The organism is Massilia sp. IC2-477, assembly GCF_020707265.1.
Taxonomy (GTDB): domain Bacteria; phylum Pseudomonadota; class Gammaproteobacteria; order Burkholderiales; family Burkholderiaceae_D; genus Telluria.
In genome coordinates this window covers 262,951-283,100 of the sequence record NZ_JAJFEQ010000004.1, presented here as the reverse complement: position 1 = coordinate 283,100, position 20,150 = coordinate 262,951, and the positions used below count along the sequence as shown (strand labels likewise).

Annotated in this window: 20 protein-coding genes; 9 read left to right on the top strand and 11 right to left on the bottom strand. The window is 66.3% G+C overall.

Features of this window, described 5'->3' with window-relative positions:
• Positions 1-5: 5 nt before the first annotated feature.
• From LK542_RS10125 to LK542_RS10090, 8 genes are all read right to left on the bottom strand, one after another.
• Positions 6-1,118, bottom strand: coding sequence for a glycosyltransferase family 9 protein (locus tag LK542_RS10125; protein WP_227811812.1), 1,113 nt, complete (start codon positions 1,116-1,118; stop codon positions 6-8).
• Positions 1,115-1,678: an HAD-IIIA family hydrolase gene (locus LK542_RS10120; protein ID WP_227799092.1), complete on the bottom strand. Its 564-nt coding sequence runs from the start codon at positions 1,676-1,678 to the stop codon at positions 1,115-1,117. The genes LK542_RS10125 and LK542_RS10120 overlap by 4 nt, the downstream gene beginning before the upstream one ends.
• 1 nt (position 1,679) lies before the next feature.
• A complete protein-coding gene (locus LK542_RS10115) occupies positions 1,680-2,426 on the bottom strand; it encodes an SDR family oxidoreductase (protein WP_227799091.1) in 747 nt (248 codons plus the stop codon).
• A gap of 67 nt (positions 2,427-2,493) precedes the next feature.
• Entirely contained in the window at positions 2,494-3,906 is a 1,413-nt protein-coding gene (locus LK542_RS10110; RefSeq protein ID WP_227811811.1) for a glycosyltransferase, read from the bottom strand.
• The gene (locus tag LK542_RS10105) at positions 3,903-4,874 is read right to left on the bottom strand and encodes a glycosyltransferase (RefSeq protein ID WP_227811810.1); all 972 of its coding nucleotides are present in this window, start codon (positions 4,872-4,874) and stop codon (positions 3,903-3,905) included. Before LK542_RS10105 ends, LK542_RS10110 begins: the two co-directional genes overlap by 4 nt.
• A 7-nt stretch (positions 4,875-4,881) precedes the next feature.
• Positions 4,882-5,880 carry a glycosyltransferase family 2 protein gene (locus LK542_RS10100; RefSeq protein ID WP_227811809.1) on the bottom strand — a complete coding sequence of 333 codons (999 nt, stop codon included), beginning with the start codon at positions 5,878-5,880 and terminating at the stop codon, positions 4,882-4,884.
• A gap of 235 nt (positions 5,881-6,115) precedes the next feature.
• Positions 6,116-6,433 carry a hypothetical protein gene (locus LK542_RS10095; RefSeq protein ID WP_227811808.1) on the bottom strand — a complete coding sequence of 106 codons (318 nt, stop codon included), beginning with the start codon at positions 6,431-6,433 and terminating at the stop codon, positions 6,116-6,118.
• Positions 6,430-7,107, bottom strand: a complete 678-nt coding sequence (locus LK542_RS10090; protein WP_227811807.1) for a hypothetical protein — start codon at positions 7,105-7,107, stop codon at positions 6,430-6,432. The genes LK542_RS10095 and LK542_RS10090 overlap by 4 nt, the downstream gene beginning before the upstream one ends.
• 332 nt (positions 7,108-7,439) lie before the next feature.
• On the opposite strand from LK542_RS10090, the gene LK542_RS10085 reads away from it, so the two are divergent.
• The 6 genes from LK542_RS10085 to LK542_RS10060 all read left to right on the top strand — a co-directional run bounded on the left by LK542_RS10085 (position 7,440) and on the right by LK542_RS10060 (position 13,657).
• A complete protein-coding gene (locus LK542_RS10085; RefSeq protein WP_227811806.1) occupies positions 7,440-7,748 on the top strand; it encodes a KGG domain-containing protein in 309 nt (102 codons plus the stop codon).
• Between the two features lie 193 nt (positions 7,749-7,941).
• Positions 7,942-8,313, top strand: coding sequence for a hypothetical protein (locus LK542_RS10080; protein ID WP_227799084.1), 372 nt, complete (start codon positions 7,942-7,944; stop codon positions 8,311-8,313).
• Positions 8,314-8,403: 90 nt separating this feature from the next.
• Entirely contained in the window at positions 8,404-9,525 is a 1,122-nt protein-coding gene (locus tag LK542_RS10075; RefSeq protein WP_227799083.1) for a M14-type cytosolic carboxypeptidase, read from the top strand.
• 2 nt (positions 9,526-9,527) lie between these two features.
• Complete coding sequence (locus LK542_RS10070; protein WP_227811805.1) at positions 9,528-10,001, top strand: CYTH domain-containing protein; 474 nt, start codon at positions 9,528-9,530, stop codon at positions 9,999-10,001.
• Positions 9,998-11,143 (top strand): serine hydrolase, encoded by a 1,146-nt coding sequence (locus tag LK542_RS10065; protein WP_227811804.1) that lies wholly within the window; start codon positions 9,998-10,000, stop codon positions 11,141-11,143. Before LK542_RS10070 ends, LK542_RS10065 begins: the two co-directional genes overlap by 4 nt.
• Positions 11,144-11,401: 258 nt before the next feature.
• On the top strand, positions 11,402-13,657 hold the full coding sequence (locus LK542_RS10060) for a catecholate siderophore receptor Fiu (RefSeq protein WP_227811803.1): 2,256 nt from the start codon (positions 11,402-11,404) through the stop codon (positions 13,655-13,657).
• 43 nt (positions 13,658-13,700) lie between these two features.
• Here LK542_RS10060 and LK542_RS10055 read toward each other — a convergent pair whose 3' ends face one another.
• Together LK542_RS10055 and LK542_RS10050 are read right to left on the bottom strand one after the other, a co-directional pair.
• Entirely contained in the window at positions 13,701-14,414 is a 714-nt protein-coding gene (locus LK542_RS10055; RefSeq protein WP_227811802.1) for a prolyl oligopeptidase family serine peptidase, read from the bottom strand.
• A 175-nt stretch (positions 14,415-14,589) separates the two neighbouring features.
• Positions 14,590-15,843: a DUF2863 family protein gene (locus LK542_RS10050; RefSeq protein WP_227811801.1), complete on the bottom strand. Its 1,254-nt coding sequence runs from the start codon at positions 15,841-15,843 to the stop codon at positions 14,590-14,592.
• 217 nt (positions 15,844-16,060) lie between these two features.
• On the opposite strand from LK542_RS10050, the gene LK542_RS10045 reads away from it, so the two are divergent.
• The 3 genes from LK542_RS10045 (at position 16,061) to LK542_RS10035 (ending at position 19,685) form a co-directional block, all read left to right on the top strand.
• Positions 16,061-18,385 carry a TonB-dependent siderophore receptor gene (locus LK542_RS10045; protein WP_227811800.1) on the top strand — a complete coding sequence of 775 codons (2,325 nt, stop codon included), beginning with the start codon at positions 16,061-16,063 and terminating at the stop codon, positions 18,383-18,385.
• Between the two features lie 86 nt (positions 18,386-18,471).
• Positions 18,472-19,155 (top strand): Fe2+-dependent dioxygenase, encoded by a 684-nt coding sequence (locus tag LK542_RS10040; protein WP_227811799.1) that lies wholly within the window; start codon positions 18,472-18,474, stop codon positions 19,153-19,155.
• Positions 19,155-19,685, top strand: coding sequence for a GNAT family N-acetyltransferase (locus tag LK542_RS10035; protein ID WP_227811798.1), 531 nt, complete (start codon positions 19,155-19,157; stop codon positions 19,683-19,685). The genes LK542_RS10040 and LK542_RS10035 overlap by 1 nt, the downstream gene beginning before the upstream one ends.
• Here the strand turns inward: LK542_RS10035 and LK542_RS10030 are convergent.
• Positions 19,676-20,038: a cupin domain-containing protein gene (locus LK542_RS10030; RefSeq protein ID WP_227811797.1), complete on the bottom strand. Its 363-nt coding sequence runs from the start codon at positions 20,036-20,038 to the stop codon at positions 19,676-19,678. The two genes, LK542_RS10035 and LK542_RS10030, sit on opposite strands and share 10 nt — an antisense overlap.
• Between the last annotated feature and the right edge of the window lie 112 nt (positions 20,039-20,150).

Sequence of the window (20,150 nt, the reverse complement as noted above, 5' to 3'; positions counted from 1 at the left end):
GCTCCCTACTCGAAAGCCAGGGCGATATCGTCGGTTCGCGCCGGTCGGGGCGCGCCAGCGGCCAACAGGTCGACTGCAGCCTCAAGCACCTTTCGCGGCGCCAGCAGGTCCAGACAGGCATGGTGGCCCTGCGGACAGCTGCTACGCAGGCAGTTGCGGCAGCTGACGTCGTGGAACAGCAGCCGGTGCGCCACGCGCCAGGGCGTGTGCTGGGGATTCGTCAGCGCATACATGTCGACCAGGGGCGTGCCGACGGCGGCGGCGATGTGCGCCGGCCCGGTGTTGCCGGTGATGAGCAGGCTGGATGAGCGGATCAGGGCGCCCAGTTCTCCCAAATTGAGTTTACCGATCAGCGAGTGCGAGGGGCCAACCCAAGTGTCGGACAGGGGGCGCAGCGATTCGACGTCGCCGCGGTCGCCGGTGAGGATGATCGGGTAGCCGAAGTGCGTTCCGAGCATGCCGATCAGGACCAGCCAGTGCCTGACGGGATAGCGGCGCGAGGCGGCGCTGGCGCCCGCGTGCAGCACCAGATAAGGGGCGTCTGGATCGATACCGGCATCAATCAGTATGGCGGCGACGCTTGCCGTGGCTTCCTGGGGAATGGCGAAGGACAGCGTGGTATCGGAGGTCGAGCAGCCGACATGGGCCACGAGGTCGAGCTGGCGCTGCACTTCGTGGCGGGTGGCGCGCTCGTGCTCGTGCTCCGGCACCCAGTGGGAGAGCAGCTGATAAGGGTTCTCGCGCGAGGACGCCAGCCGCAGAGGGATGCCGGCGAGGTGGCATAGCATGGCCGCCGGTAACGGGCTTTGCGAGTACGAGGTGAAAATGACGGCGGCATCGAAGCGCTGGGCAGCGAGCTGCGCGGCGCATTCCTGCAGGGCCGCGCTGCTGGCGAGCTCCTCGTGTTTCATCCACGGGGCACGGTAGCTGATCGCGCCGTTGAGCTCCGGAATGTAGGGCGTTACGGCTGCGCCGGACGGAGAGGTGAGCAAGGTGAGCTCGCAGCCCGGGATGCTTTGGCGCAGGGCGCGAATGGCCGGCGTGCACATGAGCACGTCGCCCAGCGAATCGAGGCGGATGCACAGGATGCGCCGTGCGGACTGCCATGCAGCGCTCATCGTGCTTCCTCGTGCGAGGCGATCAGGACGGCGGCCGAGTACAGGTCCGGCGCCATGCGGGTAGGGACACGGCGCGGGCCGAGCCGCCATTCGGTTTCGTTGCCGTTGTCGATCAGGAGGGTACGGCAGCCGGCGCGGTTGCCGGCTTCGACGTCGTGCAGGATGTCGCCGATCATCCACGAGTCGCGCAGGTTGATGTCGTGCTCGTGGGCGGCCTTGATCAACATGCCTGGCGAGGGCTTGCGGCAGGCGCAGACCATGGCGTAGGCGCCGATCGTGCCCAGCGGGTGGTGGGGGCAATAATAGAAGCCGTCCAGCGTCAGGTTTTCGCGAAACAGCAGGTCGGCCACGCGGTCGGCGACGGGGCCCATGGCGTCTTCGCCGAAGCAGCCGTGGGCGATGCCGGACTGGTTGGTCACGACGAAGAAGCGGTAGTCGAGCCGGGCCAGCAGGCGCAGGGCCGCGCCGGCGCCACTGACCAGGCGGATGCGGCGCGGCTCCACGTTGTAGGGCAGGTCGTCGACCAGGGTGCCGTCCTTGTCCAGGAAGATAGCCTTCATGTCAGGGCCACGAGGTTTCGCGCAGCGGCAGGACGGTGAGTTCGGCCACGACGGTGGTGGGCGGCAGCACCAGGACCGAGTGGATGGCATCGGCGACGTCGGCCGGGTCCTGCAGGCTGTCGGCATCGAGATCGGGGAAGCGTTCGAGCAGGAAGGGCGTGCGCATGCCGCCGGCGATGACGGCGGTGACGCGGATGTTTTCAAGCCGCAGTTCGGCGTGCAGCGCATGCGACAGGCCCAGCAGGCCCCACTTGCTGGCGTGGTAGGCGCTGGCATTGGGCCAGGCGCGCTTGGCGGCGGTGGAGGCGATGTTCACGATGTGGCCGCCGCCCTGGGAGCGCATGGCTATGGCCGCGTACTTCGACAGCAGGAAGGGTGCACTCAAGTTGGTGCCGACCACGCGCAGCCAGTCGCTGTCCGGCAGTTCGGCGATCGGCAGGGTGACGTCGGTGCCGGCGTTGTTGACGAGGATGTCGAGGCGCCCGAGCACGTCGACGGCATGCGCCACCACGCGCGGCGCGGCGCCCGGATCGGTGATGTCGACGCCGAGCGCATGTGCCTGCACGCCCAGTTCACGCAGCTGCGCCATGCTGTCGGCCAGGCGGCTGGCCTGCAGGTCGACGCCGAAGATACTGGCGCCGGAGGCGGCCAGGCGGCGCGCGAGGGCGGCGCCGAGGCCGCTAGCCGCACCGGTGATCAGGGCGGCCTTGCCGTGCAGGGAAGGTTGATGCTGCGTCGTCGTGCTCATGGGCTCCTCGGGTGGGCTCGGTTGGAATGGGAGTGCGGTCAGGCTCGGTTCAACATCAGTTCGGCACTCAGTTCGGCAAAACCGCCGGCTGGGCAGTGGAGCGGGTGGCGTCCAGGACGTCGGCGTAGATGGCAGCCAGCTGGGTGGCGACGTGGCGCCAGGTGTAGTGCTCGCAGGCGCGGCGGCGGCCGGCCTCGCCCATTGCGCGCGCCAGGTCGGGGTGCCGGTGCAGGCGCGCCAGCCGGTCGGCCAGCGCGGCCGGGTCGCGTGAGGGAATCAGGAAGCCGGTTACGCTGTCGTTGACGGTGCTCTTGATGCCGCCCACATCGGAGCCGACGACGGGCCGCGCGCAGGCCATGGCCTCGACCGGGGTGATGCCGAAGGGTTCGTACCAGGGCGTGCTGGCGAAGACGTTGGCGGCGCTGTAGTAGTCGCGCAGCACGGCGCGCGGCTGCTGGCCGGCGAAGCGCACGTGGGCGCCGACGCCGAGGTCGGCGGCAACGCTGCGCAGGCGCGCCAGTTCGACGTCATCGCCCGGCTGGCCGCCCGTGCTCGGTCCGGCATTGCCGCCGACGACCAGTAACTGGGCATCGACGCCGTGGCGGTGGCGCAGCATGGCGACGCCCTGGATGACCGTGTCGACACCCTTGCGCGGCACCATGCGGCCGAGCTGGAGTACCACGAAACGGCCGTCGTCCAGGCCCAGGCGGGCACGTGCCTCGTGCATCGGCACCGGCCACAGTTCGTCGGGCGAGAAGCCGCAGGGCGCGATTGCGATGCGCGACAGCGGCGCGCCGTAAAGCCGTTCCATGTCCTGGCGGTCTTGCGGGCACTCGGCGATGATGCGGTCGGCCGCGCGCATCAGCGCCGCTTCGATGCGCATGCGGGCGATCGGGAAGGTGTCGGCGCTGCCTTGCGCCAGCCGGCGCACGCGGCCCAGCGCATGGAAGGTGATCACGAAGGGCAGGCCCAGGCTGGCCTTCAGGTGCTGGGCGACCATGCCCGACATGAAGAAGTTGGCGTGCACGATGTCGTAGGGCACCGGCTGGCGCCGCGCGAAGCGGGTGACGTAGCGCGAGAAGGCGTCGACGTGCGGCAGCATCTGCTCCTTGGGGACATAGCGCGGCGGCCCGGCCGGCACGTGGATGACACGGATGTTCTCGCACCACTGCGCCACCAGCCGCTGCTCGGGTGCATCGCGGCGCGTGAAGACGTCGACCTGGTGCCCGGCGCGCGCCAGCTCACGCGCCAGCTGGGCTACGTACACGTTCTGGCCGCCGCAGTCGATGCTGCCGGGTTCGGCCAGCGGCGAGGCGTGGTCGCTGATGATGGCGATGCGGCGGCGCGTGCCGCCAGGGCCGGTGGCCAAGGGCAGGTGGGCAGGCGGCGCGGGTACTGCGACATCGGCCTGGGTGGAGGGCGCGCTTGCCAGTGCCGCCTTGGCCGCCGCAACGGCGGCCTGCACTTCATTCAATTTCATATTTGCTCCTGCCGGGTCGCGCCCAGGCCGGTGACGTGGCGCAGCGCGGCATCCCAGTCGCTGCTGAAGCGGCCGATCGAAAAGCGGTCGCGTGCGGTGCGGCGGGCCCCTTCGCCGAGGTGGCGGGCCAGGGCCGGATCGTCGAGCAGCACCCGCATGTCGCCGAGCAGGGTCGGCAGGTCGGTTGCGGTGTAGCCGGACACCCCGTTCTCGATGACGGTGGCCATCTCGGTGGTCGCGAAGGCCACCACCGGCAGGCCGACCATCATTGCCTCGATCACGGCCAGTCCGAGACTCGAATAGCGGATCGGACTGAACAGGAAGCGGTAGCGCGCCATGAAGGCGGGTAGCCGGGCGTGCTCGATCTCGTCCAGCCCGCCGAGTTCCTGGGCAGCCATGCCGACCAGGTCGAGCGGGATGGTCTGGCGCGCCTGCAGGAACAGGTCCGGGCCCATACGGCGGCCGCGGCGCGCGAGGTGGTTGGTGACCACCAGGCCGCGCGCCAGTTCGCCGCTGTAGTGCACGTCCGGCGGCGCCAATACGCCATGTTCGATGACGCGCACCGGCGTGCGACCGCTGTCCCACATCAGGGCGTTGAATGGCGTGACATGTATCAGCAGCACGTCGGGATCGTCGACCGGATGGCGGGTGCTGGCCGGATGCCCCATGGGCGGGTCGTGCTCGAGGTAGATGCGCGGCAGCGCGCGCTGGGCCGGGGTGAGGAACTCGTACTGGTCTTTCTCCCACTGGAAATCGTCCTGGAATAGGATGCAGTCGAACTCGTGGTCACGCGCGAGCTCGGCAGGCAGGTCGTGCACGTTGTCGCGCCAGGGCATGCTGCCGCAGCGTCCGCCGTAGCCGGGCGGGCAGCCGGGCTTCGAGAGCACGTAGAAATCGTGCGGCGCGTGCGACAGGTAGTGCAGGTAGTTGCCGTGGGTGTGCCAGGTGAGGACCTTCAGTCTGCGCATGGCGGCCTCACGCGAAACGTACGCGGTAGCGCACCGCGCCGGCCAGGCGCCAGAACACCGCCAGTGGCGGTAGCAGGGCCGAGGTGAGGATCATCTCGGCCACGTGCGCGGGCGTGTGCGCGGCCCCGCGCAGGCGGTGCGCGCACAGGCGGCCGGTGAGCAGCAGCCAGGCGGCGAAGGCGAGGCCGGCCAGCACCGGCAGCCCGGCCAGCAGGCCGGCCAGCGCCAGCAGCAGCACGGCCACGATGGCGTAGTGGTCCCAGCGCGGGCGCGGCTCGACCTTCTGGCGGTACAGGGCCGGGTGTTTCTTGTAGAGCAGGGCGTCGAACACGGCGTGGCGGATCTGCAGCAGGCTGGCGCCCCAGGGCACTGGGCGCACGGGGTGGACCACCAGCGCACGCGGGGCGCGCACGATGGGGACGCCGTGTTCCAGCAGGCGGAAGTACATGTCGGCGTCGCTGCCGCGCGGCACGCTGAAGCGCTCGTCGAAACCGTCCAGGCGTTCCAGCACCGTCTTGCGGAAGAAGCAGCTGGCGCTGGTGAAGCCGGCCGCATCGTGGCCGTGGGCGCTGCGCTGGTATTCGGTGGGGCGGGCGGGGACCGGGGTCTGGATGCGCCCGCAGACGACCTCGGCGTCATCGGCAAAGGCGGCCACCCCTTCGGACAGCCAGTTGGGTTCTGGAACGGCGTCGTCGGTGGTGAAGGCGACGATGGGCGCGCGCGCGGCGCGCCAGCCGCGGTTGCGGCTCGATGCCGGGCCGACCGGGCCCGGGTTGGCGACATAGGACAGGCGCGGGCCGCGTTCCAGGGTGCGGGTGCGCCAGCCCGCCACCAGGTGCAGGGTGTTGTGGTTGGGTTCGTCGTCGACGACGACGATCTCGTAGCGCTGCGGGTCGAACCCCTGACGCATCAGCGCGTCCAGGCAGCGGTCGAGCAGGTCCATGCGGCCGCAGGCGGGCACCACCACCGAAACCGCGATCGTTGCGTCATCCGTCGTTGCAGGCATGTCTCGTCTCCGCGTGTACTCCAGTCACGTTGGCCGTCATCGCGACGTGCGAACGACGGGGCGTGTTGAGTGCGGTTGGAGTCGGGCGGGAACGGACGGGTTCCGTCAGAGGGAAGGGGCTTGGAGGTGGATCAATGATCGGGCTGGACGGCCAACTGGCGGTGGCCGTAAATGTTTCCGGAATATTCTAAAGCTCGTAGACCGCGTGGGCGGGAGGACCCGCCCACCCTACAGGTTACTTACGCGAAAAGCCGGTGTCGTCGTCCATCTTGCGATCGCCCGCCAGGCGGTTGGCGCCGGCCGGGCTTTTCGGCAGGCCGCCGGCGACGTCGTTCGATTCGTGCACCGGGTCGGTGTCGGCCTGCACGCTCTGGCCCGGCTTCCAGCCCTGGTTCTCGCTGCGCGGCCCGCTGTTGCCGGGGCTGCGCGGCAGGCCGCCGGCGACGTCGTTCGACTCATGGGACAGGGCCTTGCCTTCGCTGCCGCCGGCCCCGGTCTGCGAACCGCTGCGGTCCGTGCTGCCCTGCTGGTTCTGGTCCTTTTGCTCGTTCATCGTTCCCTCCTTTGCTGGTTCGTCGGGTGCGGGCCGACCGCCATGCCGGTGCCTTCTCCCTGGCTTGCCGCGCTCTGCTTGTTGCCGTAGCCGACCTGGGCGGTCGTGCCCTGGGACTCGTAGGTGCCCGGCGCCACGCCGTGGTGGCGGCCCAGCGAGCCGCCCTGCAGCTCGGGCTGCCGTGCGTCGTGCGGGTTCATGTCGTGCACGGCCTGGCTGTTGCCCTGCTGGTTGGCCGGGTGGGCGCGCAGGTCGGTGCCGGAATCCCTGTCGCGGTGGCCGACGGGTTGCTCCAGCAAGCCCCAGGCGCCCGAGCGCTGTTCCATCTGGCGCTGGTGGCTGTCGGTGATGCCTTGTTGCGGGCCGGAGCCGCCGGTCTGCTGGCTTTGCAGCGAGCCGCCCGGCAGGTCATCGGGCACGGCGCCGGGGAGGGTGGTTTCGTAATCGGCGCGGCCGCCGTCCTCCGCGGCGACTTCCTGCTGGCCCATGCGCGCGGGATCGTCCGTCGGGCGCATCTCGTTTTCGCCGCGGATCACCGATTGCTGGCCTGGTCCCTGCGGATAGGTGTGGTCCATCGGGCCACTCTGGGTATTGCCCTTGGAGCCAGGTGTCCATTTCTCGTTGGCGCCGTTATTGGTCTGGTTATTGAATTCGCTGCGTTGGTTCGCGTCCATTGTCGACTCCTTTCGATAAGCCAGCGGTAACTGCTCGAGTCCCGCCTGATACTGCCATCATGCGCCGGTCTCCTCCAACACAGTATAGGAAGACGTAGGGGTGCCATGTAGGACACTTACTGAAGGGTTTGTTGACGACTGGAAGTACATTTTCGTTAATGCATTTTCTGTCGCGTGAAGTCCTACAAAGTCATCTGAAAGCGTCCTATACCAGCATTCATCTGTGCTACCTAAGATGATTTCGCCGGTCACTCATCGGGCATAGATTGTGATGGGTAGAAGCCTGCCGCAGGACGCGGCGGTCCATAAAGCGTACAAGGGAGAAGATCATCATGGCCTCGAGCAATCAAGGTAACAAGCAAGGTAGCAACCAGGGCGGCAACAGCCAGAGCAGCGGCACCCGCAATCGCGGTTTCGCATCGATGGATCCGGAACGCCAGCGTGAAATCGCCAGCCAGGGCGGCAAGGCTGCCCACGCCAAGGGTACGGCGCACGAGTTCACCTCGGAAGAAGCCCGCCGTGCCGGCAGCATGAGCCACGGTAACCGCCAGTCGGCCAATGCCGGCTCGGGTGGCCCGTCGCGCGCAGCCTCCAGCAAGGGCGGCCGCAACTCGCAGGGCGGCCGCGGCTCGAAAGAGTAAGGCCGGAGCAAGGCTCGCGCGTTGCGGAAGCCGAAGCACGACAACGTCGGGGAGCGCAAGCTCCCCGTTTTGTTTTTTGACCCTCGGATACCACACAACTGGGCCATGGGATGCGGTAGAATCGCTGCGCCTTTTTCAACCTTTCCCTAGGAATATCGTCGTGAAACCTGCGGTAATTCGTGAAGTCAAGAGCATGTCCATGTCCTGCGACCGCGTCGGCAACCTGTTGCTGGTGAAATTCTCCAGCAAGGGCGCGCGCGACCTGTGCATCTATGTGCCGGCCTTTATCGTGTTCTGGCTGCTCAGGCACCTGCCGGTCAACCAGGACCCGAACCTGGCTGCGCCGCCGGCCGCGCCGCAGATCACGCAGCAAGACTGGGACAATCCCTACACCCCGCGCGCCCAGTACGTGCAGTGCAAGGAACTGCGCGGCGCGCTGCGCATGACCTTCGTCCTCGACAGCAAGGAAGACCTGACCGTCGTGCTTGACCGCAGCAACGTCGAACTGATGCGCCAGGTCATGGCCATGTACACCAAGGACCTGATCGACCTTGACGCGCAGTAAGCGGAGCAGGCCGGGCAGGGCGAGGACCGCGCCGGTCTGCGCACTGTCCGGTAATATGCGTTTCTTTGAACGGACAATGAAGGATTCGCCATGCCCATCAAAATCAGCCAGACCTTCGATTCCGGCGCCATCGAAGTCGTGCGCGCCGACGGCCCCAGGGCGATCGACCTGAACCTGCGCAAGGATTCGCACGCCGACATCCACCAGTGGTTCCACTTCCGCCTGCAGGGCGCGCGCGACCAGGCCTGCACCATCCGTTTCCTGAATGCGGGACAGGCCACCTACCCGAAGGGCTTCGAGGACTACCAGGTCGCCGCCAGCTACGACACCGAGAACTGGTTCCGCGTGCCGACCAGCTTCGACGGCCAGGTGATGACGATCAACCACACGCCTGAACTCGATAGCATCTACTACGCCTATTTCGAGCCCTACACCTGGGACCGCCACCTGCGCCTGCTGGGCGAAGTGGCCGAGAACCCGGTCGCACGCGTGCAGGACATCGGCACCACCATCGACGGCCGCGACATGAACCTGGTCGTGATCGGCAACCCGCAGGCGGAAAAGAAGATCTGGGTGATCGCACGCCAGCATCCGGGCGAAACCATGGCCGAATGGTTCGTCGAGGGCATGATGGATGCGCTGCTCGATAACGCCAACCCGGTCGCGCGCAAGCTCCTCCAGCGCGCCGTGTTCTACATCGTGCCGAACATGAATCCGGACGGCTCGGTGCGCGGCAACCTGCGTACCAACGCGGCCGGCGCCAACTTGAACCGTGAGTGGATGACCCCGTCGCTGGAGCGCAGCCCGGAAGTGCTGTGCGTGAAAAACAAGATCCACGAAACCGGCGTCGACATGTTCTTCGACATCCATGGTGACGAAGCACTGCCGTACAACTTCGTGGCCGGCAACGAGATGCTGTCCGACTTCGGGCCCGAGCGCCAGGCGCGCCAGGATGCCTTCGTGCAGCGCTACATGGCGGCCAGCCCGGACTTCCAGAACGTCTACGGCTACGCCGCGAGCAAGTACAACGAGGAACTCCTGACCCTGGCCTCGAAGTACATCGGCCACACCTTCAAGTGCCTGTCCCTGACCCTGGAAATGCCGTTCAAGGACAATGCCAACCTGCCCGATCCGCACACAGGCTGGAACGGCGCCCGCAGCGCGGCACTGGGCGCGGCGATCCTGCAGCCGATCCTGCAGACGCTGGACTGAGCGTGGGCGTCGAAATCGAGCGCAAGTTCCTCCTGTCCGGCGAGGACTGGCGCGCCCTGGGCGAACCCGTGCTGCTGCGCCAGGGCTATCTGTGCTCGGACCCGGTGCGCACCGTGCGGGTGCGCATCGAGGGCGAGGCCGGCGTCCTCACCATCAAGAGCAAAAGCACGGGCGCGACGCGCGGCGAGTGGGAGTATCCGATTCCGCTGCCTGAAGCGCAGGAACTGCTCGACCGCCTGTGCGAGCGCCCGCTCGTCGAAAAATACCGGCGCCGCATTGCGTACGCGGGCTTTACCTGGGAAGTCGATGAATTCCTGGGCGAGAACGCGGGCCTGATGGTGGCCGAAATCGAACTGCCCTCCGAAGACGCGCAGTTCGAGAAACCCGCGTGGGTCGGCCAGGAAGTCACCGGCGACAAGCGCTACTACAACTCCAGCCTGATCCGCTTCCCGTTCTCTCAATGGACCACACCATGATGCATGTCTCCCGCCGCGCCGTCCTGAGCCTGGTCTTGGGCGCGCTGCTGCCGTCGGCCGCTTTTGCCGCCGCGCCCGCCGCATACTTCCCGCCGCAGGGCGAATGGGCCCGCAAGTCACCCGCCGAACTCGGCATGGACCCGGTCGCACTGGCCGCCGCGGTGCAGTTCGCCCAGTCGCGCGAAACCACCCGCGCCGTCGATTTCTCCGACCAGGAAGCCACCTTCGGCAGCCGCCTGGGTTCGATGCCGACGCGCCGCGCCCGGACCAACGGGCTGGTGATCTACAAGGGCTACGTGGTGGCCGAATTCGGCGACACCCAGTTCGTCGATCCGACCTATTCGGTGGCGAAAAGCATGTTGGCGACGGTCGCCGGCGTGGCCGTGCGCGACGGCCGGATCGTGCTGGACGAACCGGTGGCCAAGCGCGTGAACGACGGCGGCTATGCGTCGCCCCAGAACGCGCGCGTGACCTGGCAGCAGCACCTGCAGCAGGAAACCGAGTGGGAAGGCAGCCTGTGGGGCAAGAACGCCGACTTCATCGGCAAGGAAGCCTTTGGGGCAGGGGAGCGCAAGCCGCGCGCCCTGCAGGCGCCGGGCAGCTTCTACGAATACAACGACGTGCGCATCAACCGCTTTGCGCTGTCGCTGCTGCGCGTATTCGACCAAGCCGTGCCGGACGTGTTCCAGCAGCAGGTGATGGACCCGATCGGCGCCTCGAACAGCTGGAAGTGGGTCCCGTACCACAACAGCTATGTGGAACTGAACGGCAAGCCGGTAGCGTCGGTCAGCGGCGGCACGCGCTGGGGCGGCGGCATGTGGATCAATTCCTGGGACATGGCGCGCTTCGGCTACCTGTGGCTGCGCGGCGGGGCCTGGAACGGCAAGCAGGTGCTTCCGCCGTCCTACGTGAAGGCGGCGCTGAGCCCGAGCGCGCATGGCCCGGACTATGGCTATCTCTGGTGGCTCAATACCAAAGGCAAGAACCTGCCTGGCCTGCCGGCGAACGCCTACGCTGCGCTGGGAGCAGGCAGCAACACCGTCCTCGTTTCGCCTGACCACGATCTTGTGATCGTCTGGCGCTGGCATGCCGGCAACGCTGCCGACTTCGCCACCAAAGTCATTGCCAGCATCCGCCGCTAAGTCCTTCCGCTTGGCTGACCAGGCCGCCTTTATCGGCAGCAGCCCGCCCGGCGCTGCTGCCGCTCACTTCCCTCGCTCCCTTTCACTGTTCGCGCCGACGATCGCGGCTGCCTGCGTTCGCCTTGTGCCATCGCTCTTCCATTAGTGTGAATGTAAACGATAATGAGAATGATTCCTGTTTACATATCGGAACCTTTTCTTTACAATAATTTTCATTGTTGACTTTCCCACCATCTGACTGCCAAGGAACAGCTTCGTATGAAAACAATAAAAAGCCGCAAACACCCTCAATCGCGCGTGATGGGCACCGCCCTGGCGGCGGTCCTGCTGCCAATGGCCGCGCACGCGAACGACATGGACGGTGCTGCAGCCGCGATGGCCCCCGCCACCACCGTCGAAGTGGTTGGCAAGGCCGAGAACGCTTTCAAGGCTGAGCAGGCCTCGTCGCCCAAGTACACCGAGAAGCTGCTGGACACCGCGCAGACGGTGCAGGTCATCAAGAAGGAACTGTTCGAGCAGCAGGGCGCTGTGACCCTGACCGAAGCCCTACGCAATACCCCGGGCGTGGGCGCCTTCTTCCTGGGCGAGAACGGCAACACCAACACGGGCGATGCGATCTTCATGCGCGGCTTCGACACCTCGGGCAGCATTTTCGTGGATGGCGCGCGCGACATCGGTTCGATCTCGCGCGACACCTTCAACCTGGAGCAGATCGACGTCCTGAAGGGCCCGGCAGGGACCGACACCGGCCGCGGCTCGCCGACCGGTTCGATCAACCTGGTCAGCAAGAAGGCCAACATGAGCAGCGGCCGCTCGGGCTCGGTACTGGGCGGCACCGACTCGCAGAAGCGCGCCACCGCCGACCTGAATACGGTCCTGAACGCCGAGCGCGGCATCGCCCTGCGCCTGAACGCGATGGCGCAGGATTCCGGCGTCCCTGGCCGTGAGGTGGTCAACAAGAAGCGCTGGGCGGTCGCCCCGAGCATTGGTTTCGGCCTGAACGGCCCGACCCGGGTCTACCTGGATTACCTGCACGTGGACCAGGACAATGTTCCGGACGGCGGCGTGCCGACCATCGGCCTGCCCGGCTACACCAGCCCGGACCCGGCCCGTCCCTTCATCGGCAACGCGGCGCCGGTCGACCCGGAAAACTTCTACGGCTCGAACAACGATTTCGACAAGGTCAAGGCCGACATGGCCACCATCCGTGTCGAGCACGCCTTCTCGCCGACCCTGCAGCTGTCGAACGTCAGCCGCTACGGCCGCACCAAGCAGGACTACCTCCTGACGGCCTGGCTGGCCAGCAGCGCCAACTTCCGTACTCCGGTGGTGACTGACCCGTCGACCTGGACCGTGGCGCGCAGCACCCGCACCGTGAAAGATGCGGAGAACAAGATCCTGACCAACCAGACCGTGCTCACCGCCGATTTCGACACCGGCAGTCTGAAGCACACCCTGGTCACCGGCCTCGAATTCGTCAACGAGACCCAGGTCAGCTTCGGCCGTACCGGGCTGGGCACGCTGCCGGCCGCCAACCTGTACCGCCCGAACCCGGCCGACCCGGTGACCGGCCTGACCCTGGCCCGCACCGGCGCCTATACCGAGGGCGACGTCGACACCCAGAGCCTGTTCGCCTTCGACACCATCAAGCTGGGCGAGAAGTGGATCTTCAATGGCGGCGTGCGCGTGGACCGCTTCCGCGGCGTGTTCGATGCGGTGACCTTGACCAACAACGTGCTGGTCCCGGCCCGCCTGAACGTCAACAAGACCCTGGTCAACGGCAAGGCCTCGCTGCTGTACAAGCCGACCGCGAACAGCAGCGTGTACGGCATGGTCGCCACCTCGAAGCAGCCGCCGGGCGCCAACTTCACGGCATCGAGCAGCGCCAGCAGCGCCCAGAACCCGATCTTCGATCCGCAGGAAACCACGAACTGGGAACTCGGCGGCAAGCTCGACCTGCTGCGCCAGAAGCTGGCGCTGTCGGCGGCCCTGTTCCGTACCGACGTCAAGAACGAGATCGAGCAGGACCCGGTGGACCTGCAGTGGTACCAGACCGGCAAGAAGCGGGTGCAGGGCGTGGAACTGGGCATGACCGGCGCGCTGGCCAGCAACTGGCTGGTAAGCGCGGGCTACCTGTACATGGACACCAGCGTCGAAGCCGGCCGACTGATTACTGCCAACGGCGAGAACAGCCTGACCTACACGCCGAAGTCCTCGTTCACGCTGTGGACGGCGTATGACGTGACGCCCAACTTCAAGATCGGCGGCGGCGCCCGCTTCGCCGACGAGCTCAAGCGCGGCACCGACGGCGCAGTGGGCACGCCCACATACACCGAGTCCTACTGGGTGTTCGATGCCATGGCCCAGTACCGCATCGGCCCGAATCTGGACCTGCGCCTGAACGTGTACAACCTGGCGGACGAACGCTACGTGGCCAGCATCAACAAGAGCGGTTACCGCTACACGCCAGGCGCGCCGCGCTCGGCCAGCCTGACGGCGAACTTCCGCTTCTGAGATTCGCCGTGCTTTTGTAGGGTGGTCGGCTTCGCCGACCACCCTACTGCTTGCGCTGCTGCGCGAACCAGTCGAACAGCCCGGCCTCGCCGTAGGCATGCACCCATGCGTCGATGTGGCCTGCCTCCGGCAACACCGTGTACTTCACGTTGCCACCCTGCGCCTTGAGCGCTTCCACCATGCGTGCCGATTCCTGCTCCGGCACCGCGTCATCCTTCAGGCCGTGGAAGACCCACACCGGAATGTCTTTCATGCTGCGCGTCAGGCGCGGGATGCCGCCACCGCAGATCGGCGCCACCGCCGCGAAGTACTCCGGATAGCGTGAGGCGAAATCCCAGGCGCCGTAGCCGCCCATGCTGATGCCGGTGAGGTAGACCCGTTTCGGGTCGACGTTGTAGCGCTTCAGCACATCGTCCAGCATCGATTTCAGCAGGTAGGTATCCCACCACTGGCCGTCCGGCACCTGGGGCGAGACCACCATGAAGGGAAAGTCCGGATCCTTCTCGACGATCGCCGGCGGGCCCCAGGCCTTGACCTTGTTCAGGTCGGCGCCGCGCTCGCCCGAACCGTGCAGGAAGACGATCAGCGGAACCTTGTCGCCCTTGGCGCTGTAGGACTTGGGCAGGAAGGTCAGGTAGTTGATCTTGCCCTTGATGCTGGTGCTGTGGGCTTGCTGGGGAGACTTGGCCGGCGCCGGAGCGGCGAAGGCGAGGGAGGCGGTGCAGAAGGCGAGGGTAGCGGCGGTGAGACGGAGCATCTCGGGTTCTCCATGCGACGGTTGACGAACATCAACTCTAGCATGGCAACTGTAGCGTGGGCGGGTTCTCCCGCCCACGCGGTCAAATTACGGTGCTACTGCCAGCGCGGCTGATCATCCCATAACTATCACCGCGTGGGCGGAGGATCCGCCCACCCTACGAAAAACGGTCAGCTCAGTGGAAGTGCTCGCTCCCGGCCGGCGTATCTTCCGGCATCTCAGCATGCACCAGCTCGCCCGACGGATCCGCAAACAGCGGCGACCCGCAATCGTCACAGTACTCGGCGACATAACGCTCGTTGATGCGCTTGATGTGCGCAATGCCTGCTTCGTTCAGGTGGGCGACGATCTCGTTGAGGGGCGTCAGCGGGGCGGGGCCGGCGGCGAACGGGCCTTCCATCGGCGTGCCGTTCTCGTCTTCCTGACCGTACAGCGGCCACACGATGCCGTACATGACGTCGCTGTCCTGGCGCATCGTGAACGAGACCCGGTATTCGTCGATCTGGATGTCGGCCGACTCTTCGCCGAAGCCGGCGATGACGGCGCGCAGGTCGGAGGCTTCCACGCCCAGGGTGTGGGTCAGGTAGTGGACGGCGGCGCGGATCGAGATCGGGCGGATCAGCTTGTCGGCTTCGCGGCAGGCCACGTAATACGCTTCCGGCAGCAGCAGCTCGACGCCGCAGCCTGGCAGCAGGCGCGCGATGTTGGCCGTGCCCTGGGCGCGCCACTGCTCGAGCGCGCGGTTGCGCTCTTCGGCGAAGCCGATGTGGTGCTGCGGTTCCTGCCAGCGGAACATCGGGGCGCCCTGGGGCGCGACGATCGCCACCAGCAGGTAGCGGGTATCGGCCAGGAAGGGTGCGGTTTCGTCCACGCGCGCGGCCGGCTTGACCGTGCCGCCCTTGTGCGCGGCCGCGGCCAGCTTGTGGGTCAGGGCATAGGTCTCGGCATGGGTGCGCGGCAGCTGGTCGATCGAGTACAGCGTCGGCGCCATGGCGATGCGCGTGCCTTCGGCCAGCAAGTGGGCCGAGAAGTGCGCCTGCAGCGTGCTCAGCATCTCCGGCGGGATATTGCCCGAGGCGATGTTGAAGCGGGTCCAGGCGAGCACCGGCGCCGCCACCAGCAGGGCCTGCCAGGTGACGTCACTCCCGTCCTGCTGCTCGACCATGGTGGCCGACTCGCTCACGGCCTCGACCGCATCCATCAGCACGTCGTACGAGGCCAGATCGTCCTTGAACAGGGCGTTGAGGGCGGCGTCGATGCTGTCCTGGTGGTTGGTCTTGAGCAGCTTCTGCAGTTGCGTGTCCAGTTGGTGCTCCCAGGTCCGTTCCTCGACGCGGCTGGCGGCCTGCATGATGGCTTGCGCGATGCTGACGAGACGCTGGCTTTCGGCGGAGAGTTTAGGGGTTGAATCTTTGGAAGGACGACGCATGGCGCTAGGGGTCTCTCTTTTCAATAAATGGTCAGGTCATGATAAACCCATATCCCCGGTATTGTAGTTGATTCGGCCACATGCCACGAACACGCCGCCGTCAGGCACAAAGGACGTTGCGCTTGCCAAAAACCTGAATAGAAACCATAATGCGAATCGTTCTCATTAAAATTCCGGGGCCGGGCGAGATTGCCGGGTTTCTCTAACTAAGAAGAAAATGACCAAGATTAGCTCGCAGGCCAACAACACTTTCATCAAGAGCAAGAAACACTCCCGTCCTTCCGCCCCTGTGCTGGCCGTGCTGGCCACGCTGGCCATGCCGCTGGCCCACGCCACCGGCATCGACGAAGCGCCGGAACTGCCGGCGGACGCCAAGCTCCCGCAAGTGCACGTGACCGCCGGCAATGACCGCGCCGTGCAGGGCCCAGTGCGCGCCAGTTCCGACAAGTTCACCGCGCCGCTGCTCGACACCCCGAAATCGGTCACCGTGGTGACCTCGGAAACCATCTCGCAGACCGGCGCCGTGTCGCTGACCGACGCGCTGCGCACCGTCCCGGGCATCACCATCGGCGCCTCGGAAGGCGGCAATCCGGTGGGCGACAACCTGTTCATCCGCGGCTACAACGCCCAGACCGACACCTATATTGATGGCGTGCGCGATTCCGGCTCGCAGTCGCGCGAGATCTTCGCGATCGAGCAGGTCGAAGTCGTCAAGGGCCCGAACTCGGCGATGGGCGGTCGCTCCTCGGCCGGCGGCGGCGTCAACATCGTCACCAAGACCGCACGCGACACCAATTTCAATAACGCCACCGTCGGCCTGGGCACCGACAAGTATGCCCGCGTCACTGCCGACCTCAACCGCGTGGTCGGCGAGAACACCGGTTTCCGCCTGAACGCCATGGTCCACGCCAACGACATCGCCGGCCGCGACGTGGTCGGCGGCGAGCGCTGGGGTATCGCGCCCACCGTCACCTTTGGCCTGAACGGCCCGACCCGTGCGATCCTGAGCTATTACCACCTGCAGAGCAGCGAGATCCCGGATACCGGCATCCCGTTCAACAACCCGATCGCCAGCGGCCCCAACACCGCGAGGAATGGCGGCGGCACCCCATTCACCGTGGACCGCGAGGCCTTCTATGGCCTGAAGAACCGCGATTTCCGCGACACCCAGACCGATGTCGCCACCGTCGACCTGCGCCACGAGTTCAGCCCGAACCTGGCCATCCGCAATGTGACGCGCTGGGGCAAGACCGGCCAGGACTACGTCTACACCCAGCCGGACGATTCGAAGGGCAACACCGTCCTGTACGGCACCGTCTGGCGCCGCGCCAACACCCGCGTGGTCGACACCAAGACCCTGGCCAACGCGACCAGCCTGACCGGCCAATTGACCACCGCTGGCATCAAGCACAGCTTCAACGTGGGCGTCGAGTTCTCGCGCGAGGACACCGACCGCGGCAGCTTCGTGTTCACGCCGGGCACCAACAACCCGGTGGCCGGCACCTCGAACTGCCCGACCGCAGGCGCCGCCACCCTGTACAACTGCACCACGCTGGTCAACCCGAACCCGTACGACCCGTGGGTCTACACCCGTACCAAGTCGCCGACCCTGACCACGGTCGAGACCCGCACCCGCGCCGTGTACGGCTTCGACACCATCGAGTTCACCCCGCAGTGGCTGCTGAACATCGGCGCACGCTGGGACGACTTCTCGAGCACCCTGTTCACCCCGGCCACCGCCACCGCGGGCGTGGTCAATGCCCGCGTGCAGTCGACCTTCGACACCTACCAGGCCGGCCTGGTGTACAAGCCGAAGGCGAACGGCAGCATTTACGTGTCGTGGGCGACCTCGGCCACCCCGCCGGGCAACGACGGCGGCGACGGCCTGGACGCGCTGACCGTGCAGATCCAGAACCTGCAGCCGCAGAAGAGCCGCAGCATCGAGCTGGGCACCAAGTGGGAAGTCCTGCCGGGCGGCCGCCTGTCGGTCAGCGCCGCCGTGTTCAAGAGCGACATGGACAACGCCCGCGTCACCGCGCCGGACGGCAGCACCCAGAACGTGGGCCGCAAGGAACTTGAAGGCGTGGAATTCGGCCTGTCGGGCCGCCTCACCAACGCCTGGACCGTGTTCGGCGGCTACACCTACCTGCACGGCATCATCGCCGACAACGGCTTCGTGAACACCGGCACCGCCTCGACGCCGCGCTGGACCGCGTCGCCGTTCAACGGCAACGCCTTCCCGACCACGCCGAAGCACAGCGCTTCGCTGTGGACGACCTACGCGATCGACAAGTCGCTGACGATCGGCGGCGGCGCCAACTTCGTGGATCGCCAGTTCGCCAACGTCAACAACAACAAGTATTCGCCGAGCTACACCCGCTTCGACGCGATGGCGAGCTACACGCTGAACCCGAGCGTGTCGTTCCAGCTGAACATCCAGAACCTGACGAACAAGTTCTACTTCGACCGCGTCTCCTCGCCGCACTACGCCGGCGTGGGCGCAGGCCGCTCGGCATCGCTGATGGCCAATCTCAAGTTCTGACTCCTGGGTACCACCCCCGCCGGGCAACCGGATTCGCCCTCCTGCTTACAATCAGGGGGGCTTTTTTATTTTGGAGGATTCGTATCATGATGCTGCACATCCCTGGCGTGCTCACGGCCGAGCAGGTCGCCCACATCCGCGCGCGCATGGACGGCGCCCCCGAATGGGTGGATGGCCGCGAGAGCGTCGGCCCGCAGGGCGCCCAGGTCAAGCGCAACCGCCAGCTGAAGGAAGGCTCTCCCCTGGCCGTCGAGCTGGGGCAGGTCGTGAGCGCTGCGCTCATGAACAACCCGTTGTTCTTCTCCAGCGTGCTGCCGCTGCGCATCCTGGCGCCTTACTTCAATGCCTACGGCGGGGGAGAGCATTACGGCCTGCACGTCGACGGCGCGGTGCGCCCCCAGCGTGGCGGGCTGCCGCCGGTGCGCGCGGACGTGTCGACCACCGTGTTCCTGTGCGACCCGGAAGACTACGACGGGGGCGAACTGGTGGTGGTCGATGCCTACGGCACCCATGAGGTCAAGCTGCCGGCCGGGGACGCGATCGTGTACCCGTCGGGGAGCGTGCACCAGGTGCTGCCGGTGACGCGCGGCGAGCGGGTGGCGTCCTTCCTGTGGACCCAGAGCATGGTGCGCGACGATAGCAAACGCGCGCTGCTGTTCGAGCTGGATACCAACATCCAGAAGCTGCGCGCGGCGCACGGCGAAAGCGAGGCAACCGTGGGCATCACCGGGCATTATCACAACCTGCTGCGCATGTGGGCGGAGATGTGATGAAGCTCGTCGCGCCAAGCCACGAACACATCGACGCGCTGCTTGCCTTCGAGCTGGAGAACCGCGCCTTTTTCGAGGCGACGATCAATGCACGTCCGGCTTCCTACTACGCGCGCGAGGGTGTGAGCCTGGCGGTGGCGCAGGCCATGGCGGACGTGTATGCGGACATCGGCTACCAGTACCTGGTGATCGACGATGCGGACCGGATCGTCGGGCGCATCAACCTCAGTAACATCAAGCGCGCGCATTTTCACAGCGCGGTGCTGGGCTACCGGATCGGGCAGGCGCATTGCGGCAAGGGCTTCGCCGGCGAGGCGGTGCGCCAGCTGCTGGCGCTCGCCTTCGGCAAGCATCGCCTGCAGCGCATAGAGGCGGACTGCCGCGTCGACAACCTGGCGTCGAAACGTGTCCTGGAGCGCAACGGTTTCAATCAGTTCGGCCATTCGCGCCGCAGTTTCGAACTGGGCGGCGTGTGGTATGACCGGCTGCACTTCGAGTGCCACGCGCCGGCCGCGCAGCCTCAGGTCTGACCCTCAGCCATGCGGGAAGCCTCCGGTTTCCCACCGGCGGCGTTCGACGTGATGTTCAGGCCCACGATCAAGAACTGTGTCTCGATATCGGCTTTTGGACAATGTTCTACGCCCCGAGGCACGACGAAGATGTCTCCCGCGCCAAGCTCCACGTCGCGATCCCTCAGCTGGATCGTCAGCTGGCCCGAATAAATGATGAAGAGTTCGTCCTGGTCATCATGTTGATGCCAGCGTGTCGAGCCGATGCCTTTGGCGACCTTGAACAACTGTCCGTTGGCTTGTGCGACCGTTCCCTGGGACCAGAACTCCGTCAAGCGAGCAAGGGTAGCTGGAATATTCACTTTGTCTTTCATGGGCATTCCTCGAAAACTTCCTGAATGAAGCCCCGGTGCATCCATCAGCAAGGCGAGCAGTCAACGATGTCAGGGCAATGCTAGTGAATGTAGCAAGCTTGTTTCGCGTGAA